Annotated in this window: 22 protein-coding genes; 5 read left to right on the top strand and 17 right to left on the bottom strand. The window is 39.7% G+C overall.

All coding sequences use genetic code 11. The features are described 5' to 3' along the window. Positions 1-221: 221 nt before the first annotated feature. The 9 genes from PO830_RS05065 to PO830_RS05025 form a co-directional block, all read right to left on the bottom strand. Entirely contained in the window at positions 222-872 is a 651-nt protein-coding gene (locus tag PO830_RS05065) for a hypothetical protein (RefSeq protein ID WP_272852445.1), read from the bottom strand. After that, positions 865-1005 carry a hypothetical protein gene (locus PO830_RS05060; protein ID WP_272852444.1) on the bottom strand — a complete coding sequence of 47 codons (141 nt, stop codon included), beginning with the start codon at positions 1003-1005 and terminating at the stop codon, positions 865-867. Before PO830_RS05060 ends, PO830_RS05065 begins: the two co-directional genes overlap by 8 nt. A 109-nt stretch (positions 1006-1114) precedes the next feature. Next, positions 1115-1510 (bottom strand): hypothetical protein, encoded by a 396-nt coding sequence (locus PO830_RS05055; RefSeq protein WP_272852443.1) that lies wholly within the window; start codon positions 1508-1510, stop codon positions 1115-1117. After that, positions 1476-1670 (bottom strand): hypothetical protein, encoded by a 195-nt coding sequence (locus tag PO830_RS05050; protein WP_272852442.1) that lies wholly within the window; start codon positions 1668-1670, stop codon positions 1476-1478. The genes PO830_RS05055 and PO830_RS05050 overlap by 35 nt, the downstream gene beginning before the upstream one ends. 20 nt (positions 1671-1690) lie before the next feature. Next, positions 1691-2146, bottom strand: coding sequence for a hypothetical protein (locus PO830_RS05045; protein ID WP_272852441.1), 456 nt, complete (start codon positions 2144-2146; stop codon positions 1691-1693). Position 2147: 1 nt separating this feature from the next. Further along, entirely contained in the window at positions 2148-3026 is an 879-nt protein-coding gene (locus PO830_RS05040) for a hypothetical protein (protein WP_272852440.1), read from the bottom strand. Then, positions 3023-3208, bottom strand: a complete 186-nt coding sequence (locus PO830_RS05035) for a hypothetical protein (RefSeq protein WP_272852439.1) — start codon at positions 3206-3208, stop codon at positions 3023-3025. Before PO830_RS05035 ends, PO830_RS05040 begins: the two co-directional genes overlap by 4 nt. A gap of 121 nt (positions 3209-3329) precedes the next feature. Continuing rightward, complete coding sequence (locus PO830_RS05030) at positions 3330-4322, bottom strand: DUF6712 family protein (RefSeq protein ID WP_272852438.1); 993 nt, start codon at positions 4320-4322, stop codon at positions 3330-3332. Between the two features lie 3 nt (positions 4323-4325). Beyond that, the gene (locus tag PO830_RS05025) at positions 4326-5552 is read right to left on the bottom strand and encodes a hypothetical protein (protein ID WP_272852437.1); all 1227 of its coding nucleotides are present in this window, start codon (positions 5550-5552) and stop codon (positions 4326-4328) included. Between the two features lie 848 nt (positions 5553-6400). Between PO830_RS05025 and PO830_RS05020 the strand changes: the two genes are divergently transcribed. The 5 genes from PO830_RS05020 to PO830_RS05000 all read left to right on the top strand — a co-directional run bounded on the left by PO830_RS05020 (position 6401) and on the right by PO830_RS05000 (position 8588). Continuing rightward, positions 6401-6832: a hypothetical protein gene (locus tag PO830_RS05020; protein WP_272852436.1), complete on the top strand. Its 432-nt coding sequence runs from the start codon at positions 6401-6403 to the stop codon at positions 6830-6832. Positions 6833-6894: 62 nt separating this feature from the next. Beyond that, the gene (locus tag PO830_RS05015) at positions 6895-7119 is read left to right on the top strand and encodes a hypothetical protein (protein WP_272852435.1); all 225 of its coding nucleotides are present in this window, start codon (positions 6895-6897) and stop codon (positions 7117-7119) included. Positions 7120-7122: 3 nt separating this feature from the next. Further along, on the top strand, positions 7123-7569 hold the full coding sequence (locus tag PO830_RS05010; protein WP_272852434.1) for a JAB domain-containing protein: 447 nt from the start codon (positions 7123-7125) through the stop codon (positions 7567-7569). 10 nt (positions 7570-7579) lie between these two features. Next, on the top strand, positions 7580-7942 hold the full coding sequence (locus PO830_RS05005) for an ArdC-like ssDNA-binding domain-containing protein (RefSeq protein ID WP_272852433.1): 363 nt from the start codon (positions 7580-7582) through the stop codon (positions 7940-7942). Continuing rightward, a complete protein-coding gene (locus tag PO830_RS05000; protein ID WP_272852432.1) occupies positions 7935-8588 on the top strand; it encodes an N-6 DNA methylase in 654 nt (217 codons plus the stop codon). The genes PO830_RS05005 and PO830_RS05000 overlap by 8 nt, the downstream gene beginning before the upstream one ends. Before the next feature lie 26 nt (positions 8589-8614). Here PO830_RS05000 and PO830_RS04995 read toward each other — a convergent pair whose 3' ends face one another. The 8 genes from PO830_RS04995 to PO830_RS04960 all read right to left on the bottom strand — a co-directional run bounded on the left by PO830_RS04995 (position 8615) and on the right by PO830_RS04960 (position 15057). Beyond that, the gene (locus PO830_RS04995; RefSeq protein WP_272852431.1) at positions 8615-8998 is read right to left on the bottom strand and encodes a hypothetical protein; all 384 of its coding nucleotides are present in this window, start codon (positions 8996-8998) and stop codon (positions 8615-8617) included. Positions 8999-9246: 248 nt separating this feature from the next. Next, positions 9247-9537 (bottom strand): hypothetical protein, encoded by a 291-nt coding sequence (locus PO830_RS04990; RefSeq protein WP_272852430.1) that lies wholly within the window; start codon positions 9535-9537, stop codon positions 9247-9249. A gap of 66 nt (positions 9538-9603) precedes the next feature. Next, positions 9604-11280 (bottom strand): hypothetical protein, encoded by a 1677-nt coding sequence (locus PO830_RS04985; RefSeq protein ID WP_272852429.1) that lies wholly within the window; start codon positions 11278-11280, stop codon positions 9604-9606. A 1-nt stretch (position 11281) separates the two neighbouring features. After that, positions 11282-11923, bottom strand: a complete 642-nt coding sequence (locus PO830_RS04980) for a hypothetical protein (RefSeq protein ID WP_272852428.1) — start codon at positions 11921-11923, stop codon at positions 11282-11284. Next, on the bottom strand, positions 11916-12230 hold the full coding sequence (locus tag PO830_RS04975) for a hypothetical protein (RefSeq protein WP_272852427.1): 315 nt from the start codon (positions 12228-12230) through the stop codon (positions 11916-11918). Before PO830_RS04975 ends, PO830_RS04980 begins: the two co-directional genes overlap by 8 nt. A 155-nt stretch (positions 12231-12385) precedes the next feature. Then, positions 12386-13024 carry a phospholipase D-like domain-containing protein gene (locus PO830_RS04970; RefSeq protein ID WP_272852426.1) on the bottom strand — a complete coding sequence of 213 codons (639 nt, stop codon included), beginning with the start codon at positions 13022-13024 and terminating at the stop codon, positions 12386-12388. Further along, positions 13011-14132, bottom strand: coding sequence for a hypothetical protein (locus tag PO830_RS04965; RefSeq protein WP_272852425.1), 1122 nt, complete (start codon positions 14130-14132; stop codon positions 13011-13013). Before PO830_RS04965 ends, PO830_RS04970 begins: the two co-directional genes overlap by 14 nt. A gap of 115 nt (positions 14133-14247) precedes the next feature. Beyond that, entirely contained in the window at positions 14248-15057 is an 810-nt protein-coding gene (locus PO830_RS04960) for a hypothetical protein (RefSeq protein WP_272852424.1), read from the bottom strand. Between the last annotated feature and the right edge of the window lie 17 nt (positions 15058-15074).

The following is a 15074-nucleotide window of genomic DNA, read 5'->3' as shown; positions in this document are numbered from 1 at the left end:
GATTTTTTGTTCCAACAAACTTTTCACCTCATTATACAATAACCTACATCGGACCCTATCCGATTTAATGTTAGCAGCTTCGCTTTCTAAAAATCCATCAAATAATATATCTAAGGTTTCCAGAATGTTTTTTGGTGAATCTATTGTGATTAAATTTTCGAACCATTCCAAAACAAATGCGTTCTGATCATGTTCTTGCCTCAACTTATTTTCTCCCATTTTTACTTTTCAATTGTATTCAAAACTTTCTCAGCAGCTTCGTAAATTGCGCGAGCCTTTGTTTTTAAAACAACTCTCCAGCTCGCTACATTATCCTTGTCTTTCATTTCATCAGCAATGGCCTCAATCATCTCTATTTCTCTCGACATTTCCACAGCTTGAATGGAAACCAAATCAAGTTTTTCATTAAACTTCTCGAGCTTCTTTTCCTCTTTGTTTACGTAGATCCTTCTTATCACATATATCACTCCTAACATTACAACCCAAATCACACAGATAAAAATGAAGGTTAGCAATAACATTGATCTATCAAAACCAATTACAAAGTCAATCACAACATTGGCAGCCAACCACAAATTAAAGAGCAGCAGTATTGTTCCAACAGCATAAAAAGCATACTTAAATCTTCTTGGTAATTTCTTGGCCGACCAATTATCAATAGCACTCAATAAAACCAATCCAGCCAGAATAAAAACAACAAACTCAAGTTTTTGAGCCAAACCCCACATCATGTCAACTGAACGATACCCCTCAATTATAGAGTATTCTTTCCCAAAAATTGTAAAGCCTCTAAATTCAGGGATTAACTCATCCAGATAATTTACCAAGACAGTACTGCAAAAAAGAAGCAGCGCAGTGTAAAATCTAATCATCTAATTCCTCAGATTCTTTTCCCTGGCTTGGTTTTACTTGTTTACCATCCTCTTCCGATTCTTTTCCTTGAGTTGGTTTTACTGGTTTTGGATCTTCATCGTCGCCTTCAGGCATGCAGTTAAATTCTATCATATCAATTATTTTGTTGGTTCGCAAAATAAGAAAAATCGTACGGTAAACCGTAATTTTCTCAAAACATCAGGAAAAAGCCCTTTTAAGACAGGAAAAACCCCTTTTTTTACTACGTATTTTCACGTAGTTCAGCTGCCAGCTCGTCCATCATCATTTTCTTCACTGCCGTTGTATATCCGACATTCAGCCGACGTACAACGTTATTGGCAAATCCATACATTACTTTGTTGTGTATAGGGTGGCTCTTTTTTCGTCGCTTCCCGGTTCCGGTATTTCTAGTCGACATGTCAGTAAAGCGATGCTCCGGAAGATGCTCGTACACCAATTCAGTATCCTGTACCGAATACTTTCTATCATTATACATCTTTCCGTCACCGAAGCCTCTTGAAGACATTATACGACGCTGCGCCTGGTCCATATCCTGAGACTCTTCTAAGAGTACTCTAGATATAAACCTTCTCTCTGATCTGTCACTTAGACTTAACATATAATCTACCACTATCATACAGCGCTTTGAGCTTTCTACTCAACGTCACCGACCGGGTTCCCGGGTTTTTTAAATCATGCCGTAGATATTTATCTAAGGCATCCATACTCTCCTCATCTTTGAGAAGGTTTTCAATTTCAGTATCAACTTCCTGTTGACCAATTATCTTTGTGTACATAGTTGTAATATACAACCTTTTTAAATGATATCAAAAGAAAATGTTACCGTCCAACCAATACACTGGTGTAAATTATACTCATCGACAATTCGGATCGTCTTAGGATCTAATTGCCTGAGCAGAACACACTGGCCACCTACCGAATCATTCAATAACTTATTGACAAACTTATTTGCTACTTCAAAAATTTCATCGTACCAATCAATAAAGTTTTGCTGCGTTAAGTTTCCAAAATCAACTTTCTTCAAAAAAGAAACCTCAGAGAAAGCTTTACGCTGGAACGTGCTTGCGTCTCGCGGTGAGTTGTTTCCAAAATTTGGTAACACTGATAGCAACACAATCCCGTCTTGCTTGGAAATGGAATCCAAATACTTCATGAGCTGCGACTTGTCCGTCACCATTTGATGGCGATTTACCTCGGCAAACTCATTTTTAATTCCTTCTAGGTATACACCATAATCTGCTATTAACCCCATTTTAATCGTTGTCTTTTGGTTTGTTGTCTAAATCCGATTTTCTCATATCGTACAATACAAGCATGACCTTCCATAAATTCGTTTGCCTGAGCGTATCATAATTTCCGAATATCCCTGTATTAGCTAACATGATACTTTGCGACTTTGTACCTAATGAATTGAACTCACTCTCTTTTGGTTTCTTTTCACCTGGCATCACATTGAAAATAATTGATAGATCAATAGTTCTACCCTCCCACCGAACGTTCGACGATGATAGATACAGATGAAAGGCAGCAAAAGTGAAATAGAAAGCAATGATACGTCTCATATCCATAGATTTTAGACGCTTTATCCTTTTATCTACATCTTCCTCATTGTAAATAATTCGCTTTCCAAAGCGTTTCGGCCTAAAAAAGATAGCAGCTAAACGAATGAGAAGTTCCGGATCCGGATTAAGCTCATGTTCAAAGAAAACGTTTAAACCATCTTCATATTCTCCCCAGGTAACATCAGTGAAAAAATCAGCTGGTCCATAATAGTTTCGAAATAAACTCGAAATTCTACCAACATGATTGCCAGTATAAAATCGTTTTACCAAGACCTTATCGCCTTCGACGTAAAAAAACTGCCCTAGATTTTCGCCTAACATCGCAATATTTCCCATCGCGTCTTCCTTCTCTTCTTCAGGCAATTCCATTTCACTTTTTTCCAAATTCAGAAGAGCATAAACCCCAAGATACTGAAACTCTTGGATGTTTATTTCTCTGCGCTCAAGGGCGTACAATACCGGTGTAATACGAATATACTCTTCCTCATTACAGGCGGCCAAATCCAACGGCATATCGTACCGATATCCAATCTCCGGAATTTCAATGTGAACATACCTGGTATCACTCATGACTTGAATAGATCATCAATTGTAACGCCAATATCCTCCATCTTGGTTCCAAACTTCGATTCCACAAAGGCCAATACCTTAGCCTTACTTTTAAATTGCGGTGGAATGTATTCTGATTTCGCGTTAATTCGGAAGAAATCAAATCCTAGTGCGTGATTAATCTCTATCCGAAGCTTTGCCATTGCCATCTTCTTTTTCTTCAGTTCCTCCTCAAGAACTAGAGCTGCCTTAGCTAAAAGCCAACGCCTTTTTATTCGCTTATAGAACGAAATCAAAATTTTAATAATTATCATGCCAATTAATTTATGTAGTTACACTTAAATCATCTTCGTCAAACGGAATCAGATGATCAGTATCAATTATTTCATCGCTCTCCTCAACCTGATCATCTTCCTTGTATTTTTTAATCACTTCCTCAAGATCAACTAACAGATCTTTTACATCCGTTTTAAATAGCTGCGACATCTGCTCGATTTGGTTGCCCTGATGGGGAAGTCTACCCTTAATAGTTGCTCTATCGCCGCGCACTGGTTGGAGCATTCCTTCGGGGAACAACGTTCCCTGCAGTCTAGGAATTCCCCATGACAACGAATAGAACACACAGACCCCTTGAATCAGTGGAAACAACTCTTTCTCTTGATCAGTGAAAGTATTGTCTGCAGCACCCTTGCGTTTCTCCTTTAGAGAATCAAATAGTTCGCGACCAATCCGGGGAAGGACCAATTGAATTTCCGCTTTTGCAATTCCTGGTCCCAATTTCTTTAATAACAAACGCGATCCAATTTCATAATAAGCCTCAAACTCAGCCATTGTTCTAACAAACAATTTATGAGACGCCTTATACTGATCGCTCTCCTTCCAGGTATTACTTTCCTTATCTAAATAACGAATTAGGTCGTCCATGGCTCTATGTGATCGACGCGCCAATTCATCATTCGATGCGATAAGCATGTGCTCGAAAGGTGTTTTGTTATCTTCAGAGCTCAACATGGTTCGGCCATTGTTTCCGTGCTGCAAATCATTCGCCGGTGCAAACAATCGGTACGCATCATTTGCAATAACAGAACGCGCTAATCGCAAGTATTCCTTATCATCAGCTGATGGATCATCATCACCCGCTACAGCAATCAACTCATTGTACACATCTTGACCAACAAACTCCAATAAACGGACAGTTGCAGATCTCAGATCTGATTGCATTTTAGAAAAGGTAAAGTCTGCATCAATGAAGCTCAGTGCCTCTTTTAAAGCGTCACACGCAGAATCATTCTGATTTTTTTTAAATAACAACTCCATAGCTTAATTATTTACCGCTCTCTTAGAGGGCGTGATATCCTGTTCCTTTTGCGGCTGCTGACGATAGAAGCCTAGTTTCAGATCCTTATTGGGCCAATTTACTTTTATGGCCATATTGATAGTCTTCAGCACAGCCATCTCCTCAATGTCAATACCACTGGCCAGATAGTTCTTAAATGCATAGATCTGCTCGCTTCCGGAATCACTCCTTCCCGACTCACCAGAACCGCCTAACGCCGGATGCATCCCTACAGCTGCCCCAACAGCTCTATTGGCCGCCTCACCAACCTTAACCTGTGCCCCAATAAAATCTTTTACTTTCTGATCAAGTGGCTTAATCTCCCAGCCCATTTCCTTGAGGTTCACACCATCCACATTTAGATACTTTATGGAGTGCCAAAACTTTCCAGTATTATCTACTCCGGACAGCACCTTTTCAACTTTCTTTAAATATCCCTGCATAAACTCTTTTAGCACGTTGTCTGTATAGGTTTTGTTCTTACTGGCATACAACTTTTGTAGTTCCTTCTCTTTTTCCTCCCAAAACATCGCAGGAGATTGTATATGATATTTTGGAGTGATGCTGTTTTTAGTGAAAGCCTTTAGGATCATTGGAACAGCAGTAGAACGTCTTATCCATTCCAGTGCTCCATAAATGTCTGGTACCGCATAATAATCGGAACAGAAAGAATAAAGATTACTGTAATGTACTGAGGTTGGGTACTTAAATGCGTTTCTATGATCAAATAACGGATAGATCCCGAACATTTTATTGTGTACCGCCTTCTCAGACTCATTATACTTGTAGACACAATGTGTAGCTTTTAGGGATCTGCTTGTCATGTAACGAGCTTTTCGAGCTCTATTAGGATTAATATGCTCCAGCTTTGTGATAAAACCATCAGCTCCTATTCGCGGACCACGATTTCTAAATACCTTTGTAGCTACAGCCTGAATGTATTGGTAATCGACACACGCCGCATATATATATGCTAGCGCATCCCAATCGTCCATCCATTGCTGGATATCAGCATCCCTTACCCAAATACGTTTTACCTGTCCGTCTTCCTGGTATTCCTCCCGGTACAACTTAGGACCATTTCCCCATAGCATACCAGTACCCTTCTTTAAATAGCCAGGTGCGATGTAGTTATTCTGAACAACATCCTTAATCTCTCTTGGCAAATCATCGCTGCTTCCAAATGGAAATACCTGTAATCCCTCGAGCATATATGAGGACCCTGTCCAGTCTAAACTGTGTCTTTCGACTTTATTCGAATTAAGATCTCTAGGGTTTTCAATCACTTCAAAGGTAAAGTCTACCGCACCTCCTGATACAATCGCAGCCCCGCCTTGAAATTCTACATCGATATCACTTCTCATAACTTCTTGTTGTTAAAGGAAATTAGTAAGGGTAAGTAGAACCAACGGTCCTGATTCGTGTCAAGATCTGTATACCCAATTAGACTTCTACTCTTTATGCCATGCTCAGCTGAGAATCCCGTTCTTAGTTTTGCACGTGCAACGTGCTTCACTCCGTTGCTATTCCTCTTACTTGTATCGCAAGTAACAAATGAAAAGGAAAAAGGAATGTTCTCATCACTCCTCTTTTTCATTGCTTTCAAAACGTCGTAAACTAAATGCTGTGCCATGCTACAATGATAGCTATAGCTAGTATTATAGTCTGTGACATGGTTAGGATTCACACAACCAATACCTATGGTACTGGTTGTATGAGCTATTACTGGTTGAGGGCGCCTACCGTCATATATCTCATTGATTCTTTTTTTTGCACGTACATTTTCAATTCTCAGCGTGACGGGGTGCGGAGCAAGACAAATAAACGCCTGCGTTTATTTTTTAAGGTTTCTTCCTTCATTTTCAGAAAGTTAGATTTTTGAGGTTTTGAAATTTAACCTTTTTCGAGCCTGTGCAAACTTTATTCTATTCTTATTTAGAATGATTTTAATTTAATTAAAAAACACCCTAAACCCCTGTTTTTACTGCCTTTGTGGTTGTATTTTACAACTTAATTCCGTATATTTATGTAAATAAATAACACATTAAAACCCATTATTATGGAAACAAAAACAAAGGAAAAAAACAGTAAAACCAACGGCAAGAAGCAAACCGCAACAGCCAAGAAGCCAACGCCAAAGGCAACCGAAAAAAAAGAGACAACGAGCGCCAAGGAAGCCGAAAAAACAGAAGCGGTTAAAAAGGTAGCCGAAATTTTAAACCCTACCGCAGAGCAACGCATTCAGCGCCTAGAGGTATTTCAACAACTTGGCGAAAGAAAAAAGCGCATCGACAGTAAGGCGGACGAACTCGCAAAATTCCGAGCAGGAAACGACAACGTATCCCAAAAAATGGAATTTACAACAGATTGCGGCTACCGCTTTACCATTTCTCACAATGGCACGATTGAAAAACTACTCAACGTAATTGAGGACGACCTACACACGCTCAAAGAGCGCACCGATGCAGAAGTACAAGAATTTCAAATCTAAAAGTAATCAAAAGCCCCTCAACCGTTGCAGGGAAGAGGGGCTATAAATAACACATTTTAAAAATGGAAAGTAATAAAATGCAAGGCAAAAATAACCCTTATTTGTTATCTGAACAAGTACAGAGGATTCTAAAAAATAACGGCTTTTCTGCTGTTTTCAACTTCACAGACTACCAACTTTTTAAGCGACAGACACGGCGAGCGTTCAACCAAGCGCAAGAAATCGCCCAAAAATTTATGGCAGAAGCAGAACCACAAGCGAACGATTTTCAAACCTACATTTTTTAAGCTATGGAAATTCCACAAATACAGGAAATCGAAATCGTGTACCGCAACCCCATTGCGAAAATTGACCGCCAAAAAATTACATCTTCACTGGATGCAAGCGAAATTTTCCGCAAGTACATAGGCAATAAATTAGACTATCAAGAAATTTTTTGCCTAATGCCTTTAAACAATTCCAACGAAGTATTAGGAATTATTGAAATATCAAGAGGCGGAGCCACCGGGACAATAGTTGACGTTAAACAAGTTTTTCAAAAACTACTAAAATGTAACGCCATTGGCTTTTTAATGGCGCACAATCACCCAAGCGGAAACACTCGCCCGAGCGAAGCAGACAAAAAACTAACTAAGAAAATTAAAGAAGCTGCAAATTTTCTCGATATAACATTATTAGACCACCTAATAATTACAACCGAAAGTTACTACAGCTTTGCGGATGAATGCATACTCTAAAATTCAAATTATGAAAGAAAGCACTAAACGAAAACGAGAACACCTAAAGCAACTTTCCAAAATTGCCAAAATGCAACAGAAGCAAGGCGATGAACGGAGCGTTAACGAAATTATCATCGATGATATGTACACAGATGATACGCACCAAGAATTTAACACATTCAAAGGATGGTTAAAAGAGAATAAGTGCGTGAAGCCAGGAGAAAAAGCCTTTGTTATTTGGGGGAAACCTCCAAAGAAAAAGAAGAAAGACAAGAAGCAGGAAGCCGAAAAAGAGAAAGAGAAGAACGGCAAAAAACGCAAATTCTTTCCCTTAGCACACATTTTTAGCAACGCCCAAGTAAAACCACTAGAACACAGAGAAAGTGCCTAAGACAGTAGATATACCCGCAGAATTGAGGGAGTTTAACTCCCTCTTCTCGTTTTTAGCGAGAAAATACGACCCGTCGCGCGTCTTCGACGATTTTCTAACTCTTGTCATTTGCTGCCTTGCCAGACAAACACAAGAGGACTGGTACCACAGCACCATAAGAAAATACGACGAAGACGAATTCGGAAAATTTTCGCAGCTGCTTGCACAGCTGCTAATTTACTACCGGGACCAAATCCCTATGCAGGGATGGTGCGACCCCTTGGGAGCTTATTACGAAGCCTTATCCGGCTCCTACAAGAAAAGTAGTTTCGGTCAATTCTTTACCCCTGCAGCGCTCTGCGAAATGACTGCTAGAATGACCGTTCCTAAAGGAACTTTTGGAAAAGATATTCTTGAGCCGGCCTGCGGCAGCGGCCGCATGATCCTGGCATTAAACAACTATTGCCCGGGCAATCATTATACCGCTCAAGATCTCGACCATATTTGCGTGAAAATGACCTGTATAAACTTAGCCTTTCATGGCGTAAAAGCTACCGTACATCACATGGATGCACTTGGCCAAAAAGCGCCTTTCAACTCCTACGAAATCAATACAGATTTTCACATCTCAAAAGCGCCTCTAGTCTTAAAATTCAAACGAAAATAAGATATTTGAATAAAGGCCGTGATGGCCTAAGGCTCAGATGAAATTTTCGATAGGTCGAGTTCTTCACCATTTAATAGAAAATATAGATTTTGGACTTGGTGTAAATACTCTACACGAGATGAAATATCTAGAATATTAGAATTTTCATCAAAATATGTGTCTAACACATAATAAAAACAACCTAAATCATCTTGAAAAATAAAGTTTTTTTCAAGGCGCTTTTCATCGGTCAAAATCCCCAGTTTATTTAACAACTCATTATCTAAATAAATAAATTTTCCATAAATAGCTCCAAGTCGCCAAGCTTCCAAATCCGCTACACTTACCTTGATATAACCACGATTGTGGTCGGTTGGTTTAAAAAAATTTCCGAGACGAAACTGCTTCGACAACTCTCTATTAATGTTCATTTTTTAGTTATTTATTATAGCACAAATATACTGTTTGTTACTTTTAACAATACTCTAATTTCAAAAAAGGTTCATTTGCCTGAACCTTTTACTTTCCGAAAAACCCACCTTAATCGGTGGGTTTTTTATTTGCAGAATTTTGCGACTCCCGAATTAAGGACCGCTTTTTTTCTTCGAAAAAATGCTCGATATCCTTTTCAAGCTTATCAATTATTTTGTTTGGATCTGAAGGGACATAAAACATGTTTTTATTGATATTTTTTTCTATCATTCTTAAGTGTTAAAAGCTCATCTCTAACTTTCTCAAAAAACTCCTGATGCGGCTTTCTGACATCATATCCTATTTCAGTCATGGCATGCGTAAAATACAAATTCATAGCCTCAATGAACTCTCTTGCAATATAATTGGCAGTTGGATATTCTATGAACCCTGCCTCAATTTCATCTCCCTCCGGAGTAACAATCATGTGCTCGATACCAATAAACTTTTCTTCTAGTGATTTAGCTAGATCCTTTGCTTTTCTACCATTTCCAAACATAATTCTTTTACAATTTTATAAATCACAAACCTTCATTGTGATTTTAATTCAACACAAAAATACAAATTAAAGCGTTTCGTATGAAGCTCCCAGGAGTCCTCCTCGTCCTTTTGCTACTTTTGCCCAGGCTTTCCGGTACAACAAATATTTAAAGGCATCACTAAAGTTAGTACTATTCATAGGCAGCTGAGAAAGCGGAAGCTTCTCGCTTGATTTATCCTTATAAATTTTTTTCTGACCTTTTGCATTTTTCTTCACTTCTATTTTTGCAAGCTCTAGACTACTTTTTAGTTCCCTGCAGAAAACCGCATCGATCAATACTTTTGGAAGCCCCTCAGTATTTTCTTCGAAAACCTTTTTCATAAAAAGATGTTCATCACTCTGTGTGATAGTGGCCTGCTCCCGATTCATCAAGCGAACTTTCCAGCCGGTCGCACCGTTTTTATCTCGTTCGATGCTTTTCTTAACATCACTGGCCCAATCACGACCAATCTTTTCATACTGATTTCCGGAGCGATCGTAATATAGATTCAGTACTTTATTCTTATGTGGCTTGAAGAAACGAATAAAGTGATCAGCCATTTCTCGAGTATTATTTTTCCCTAGCTTGTAAATGTTTTTCATACAGCGCAAATACTCCCCTTGCTCCTGAGCAACCACTAAAGAAATCATATTTCCGAAGTCTAGCCCCCCGTCCAGCTCTTGATCGCGGCGAAGATATTTCAGTACAAGACATGAAGGATCTCCTTTGAGTCCAAGATTTGTCGAGTATTCCTCATTTTCACCGTCACGATAAAAATGCTTCTCTTCCAAACCGCCATAGAAGCGCTGCCCTGCCTCGACTCCTGACCTTATAGACAAAACCCTCTCCTTGAATCCCTCAACCCCTAAAGAAGTCATCAACTTTTCAATAGGCTCAATTCCTAATGCATGAATATTAGCAAAAGATGAAACGTATAAAAAAAAAGAAAGCTTTTTGCGAACAATGAACCAACGCTCATATAGCCTCGCACGTTTTCTTACTAGTCTCTTAACCTTTGTTTGATCCCTAAATTTTAAAGCCTTGGCTATTTGGTATTCATTTTGGTAATAATGATAACCGCAATAAAACGCTAACCTGGCCATTTCGGTATCCGTGTTTTTCATTCTTTCCAAAATCCAAGCTTCGTCACCTTTACCTGCACTTGGATAATCAGTAGTAAATGTATGACCATAACAATATGCCGAAGTAGGAAATTTATTGTAACCCCTCAGGGCAGGCTCAATAGTATCCATAACATCTTTACTGATGTACTTCGCTTCATCAACTCCAAGATATTGATAGGAATTTCCTGCTAGACCGGAAATTTGTGCAGCAGATCCTACAACAATTGTAGCACCATTTCTATGCGTTATTAAGTTTTTATAGTTTTCTACTTCAGTCCAGGGTTTTTCAAAATACGATGGCGGAGGCTCTCCAACAACAAAGTCAATTCCTTTCTTCCAATCTCGAAACTCGGTCCAACCAGTAGTTAAACTAGGAACTAGGTTGGTCCTTGCGTTTTCATAGGTATTACACAGAAACATTTGAAGACTGCGCGGCATTTCAAGAACTGCTCCTTGAAATCTTTCTGCATGAATCTGTGTTGTCTTGCTCGTTCCACGACCACCAACAATCTCAAGATATTGCGGAGATATATATGCAACACTCTGGTTCAACCAAGTAGCATATCTAGCCTCTACCAAAGGATCATTAATATTCATTCTATTCGTTTCTTAATTCCTGAGGTTGAAAAATATCGATAGGTAATAAAGCAGCTTCTCCTTCTATAATTTTTCTCTGAGCTTCAGTAATTCCAGGTATTTTCGCCACTAATGCTGCAATTTCCTTTTCTCCCACATGCGCCAAACCAATATCTTCAGGTTTTAGACTATAAATTTTCAGTGGCTTTCTTTCCGCTAATTCCGCCCATTTATCATCTTCAGATCCTTTGGCCATCAAAACTTCCTTCAATTCCTTGAGCATACGACTAATTCTTGCGTTATCCGCGACATCGTGCGCTTTCAATATTGCCTCCTGAATATTATTTTGCATCATTTCAATAATCCAATTCAGCAAAGAATCTTTGCTGATCGAATCATTAGTGTTGAAGTACTCAAAGGAATTATTGTAGAGCTGATTTGCTAAATAACGACTGTAGCCAACCACATCAACTAAATAGTTTATGATGGTGCCCTTGCCCCCATACTTATCAAAACGCCGGGACATCGCTCGTACTTTGTCCATGGCGTCTAAATACTGAACTATTTCTTCAGGCATTTTTTTCGAATCAAGCCCTCGATCATGGTAGTCCCATATCTGCTCGATCGAAATATCTTTTATATCCGGAAATTCTGCTTTAGCCAAACCAAATTTTCTTTTTAATTTGAGCAAGTCCCTTTTTCTCCAGGTGCTTATCAAATTGTTGTACCGCAGTGATGTTTCCCATCTCAGCCAATCGCTTCAATGCGCCGGCGATCTTCACTTCACTTACAAGCTTTCCCTTCAAAATACTATGATAGACAATGCTTGTAGGATCCAACGCTTTTTCAACAAACTCAGCCTTATTGTAGCCTAATGCTATCGCCATTTCGGAATTCGTCATTCCGCATGCCGACATCAATTCGATTTCCTCTTCTTCAGTAAGCTCAATATGTTCGTCTTCAGTTTTCAAAATTGATTTTTTAGGACCAGTAAAAACAATCTGTCAATACATGGCCGTTCGCCATCGCACAGGCACACCCTAAAGGATTGCCGCAACTTGCATTTTCAGTTTTTTCCTTTAGAGGATAGTTTTCTCCTCTTGTAAGTTGATTATCTAAATTCATATCACTGATGTTTTTGATTAATTCCGTTTTTTGAGATCCATCGTATATCGGTTTCCGTGAAGAGCTTTTTTCTAAATTCAAAAGCTTTCGGGCTATTTGCAAAAATGTATTGCTCATACGCCGCATTTTCACTCCAATTTCCAGATCCTTCCAAAACAAACTTTCCAGATCCTGTGTCGATCAAGCTCACTTTTGCATGGCTCCAGGCAAAAAGAACTTGAATATTTCCATATTGTAGCGATTGCGCCGCGAGAAGATCGCAGGTCTGCGGATTTCTCTTAAGCATAGAATCGCTCACAAGTAGCGTAATTCGATCGATCTTTCCTTCAGCATGTAATTGCACCAGCGCACCAATAACACGCTTATTTATGCTGTATGTGGCTACATAGAGATGTTTGATTGCCGTTATCTCACAAATCCATGGAATAAATGTGAATGCATTAAAAGATTTATCACTCTGAAGAAAGAAGATTTCTTCTTTTTCGGGGAGGCGGCCCAGCTCCTTCTTCAGCTTTTCAATTTTCTGATAATGCGCATTAAGATACTTAGCCGAAAAACTTCCGGAAGCGGCGCCGACGGACTCCCCAATCTGGCCGGCACCTGTTACTTCCGAAATATTAAACATTCTACTCCTCTTCATCGGCAGACAGTCGCTTCTTTACTAGATCCAACTCTGCTTTCCATTCGTCGATTTTAGCCTGCAGCTTCTCTTGAGCTTCTGTTTCCTTAGATTCATCTAATTTTTTCGAATCACGGCGAATGTAATTTTTCAAATTGCTAAAGCGCGTCGCAAGTTCCCGCGGCTTGTATGCGACCACCTTTTTTTCAAGCATCATATCTGCGAATATCGGATGCTGCCCAAGCACCTTTTTGTTCTCCTTGTAATAATTCAGCTCGTCGTAAATCTCCTGATTCAACTCGAAATTCTTGACCGTTTTTTCGGCAAGCTCATAAATCTCTGCAGAAGACAATGAGTCGACCTTCTCTTTAAGTTCCTCTCGTCCCTCGAGAAACTTTTTCCATGCAGTCAACTTATCGGCCACAAGGACCTTAAGTTCGTCCGGACAATCTTCTTCTTCCAAAAATGGAAATTCCGATCGCAATTTTAATCCGGTACCGGCTTCTTCCGGAATCTCAATTCCTTCGCCGATCACAGTAAATTCAACTTCCTTCCCGTTGACCGCTTTTGATTGATATTCTACCAAAGCCTCGCGAACTTCCTGAAGCTGCTCTTCGTTAATATTCACTATTACTTCTGAGATAGCTTCATCCAGCTCTACGTTCGTTTTGGGAACTTCCTCTTGACCATTGCTTTTTAGCCACTCCTTGCGCTCTCTATTGCCGGCAATACCTTTGGAAAACTCAGGAGTTTTAACAAGATCTGGTTTCGGAAGACCCAAATATATAGCTGCATCGATCAAATCATCGTGTGTAGCTTTTTCAGCAGCAATTTCCATCAGCACTGCGTGAGGATCTGCATTTTGTGAAGCACCTTTCTGGTCCGGGGCCGATTGTTCGTTCAAATTCTTAACAACGGTATCATCTTTAAGATCTACATCTTTGATCCCGTAGAGTTTTTTCACATCATACTCCAGCTGCTTCAGCCGATCCTTCGAAAAACCTGCCTTATTGTAGAATCGCGCCTGGCTTTCAGGACGGTATTTGTGTGACATAAAATGACGTAGCAATTCATTAAATCGCTTCTTGTCATCCATCACACTGACTAACGTTTTTATTACTTGTTCCATGGTAAAAGTTTTGATTGCAATTAAACAGCCTAAATATCTAATGATCTGCTGCCAAAACTTGTGACAAAAAAAAGAGCCACCTCAATGGTGGCTCTTTCTGGCATGATTCAATCGCCTAAGTTCGACTTTGCTCGACCAGGTAAGTCGTTCCGTCATCCTTAAACACTTTAAATGTAATTACTGAGTTCTTTAACGCAGTCCAGTCAACCCCGTCAACTAACAATACTGTCGCAGCAGTTGCAGCTCCAGAGGATAACGTTGCAGGATCATCCCCACCATCACCAATGAAATCAATAAATGCTCCATGATCATGATCAATGGAAGCAATATCGACCGCGGCAGTTGCATCCAGCTCCTCAACTCGGTATTGATTACCATTTGCCTTGGTTACTTCAATCGTTACATCCGTATCTGTTGGTTCAGCAAATACCAGGTTACCGTCATAATGAGCAGGTACATACTTGCTTCCTACAGCTTGTTCAAACATCAATTTAACACCACGTCCGGAACTGTCGTCCGACTTTTCAGCACGAAGCTTCATTGGAGAACATTTGGTTCCGTAAACGCGTTTGCGTTCATCTACACAGTTATCTGCAATGATCTCGTATCCAACGCCAAGATTATTCTGAACAAACTCATTAAGGTCTAGGCTGTCGCCCGGAGTCCAAATCTCAAGCTTTTGCTTGATCGTTTCTTTGTCCTCGTCTCCCTCTGTAGTGTAATTTTTCACATGAGAAGTAGGCGTCCCATAGATCGTAAACATCCTGGCACCTTCCTTAAGAGTGTAACTTCCTTGAAGCAAAACTCCATTAGCATTTCGTTCTGGTCGTGATAAGATATCCTCGCTGCGAACAAAGACCATATTAGGATCATTGCTAGCAACTGCCCCGGCTCCAGCACCGGGGTTCAATATACTTTTAGGCATCCACATAGTTTTCTAAT

It is taken from the genome of Altibacter sp. HG106 (assembly GCF_028561755.1).
Lineage (GTDB): Bacteria > Bacteroidota > Bacteroidia > Flavobacteriales > Flavobacteriaceae > DFVG01.
Note: the sequence above shows the minus strand (reverse complement) of the source record. Positions and strands in the feature narration are given on the sequence as shown.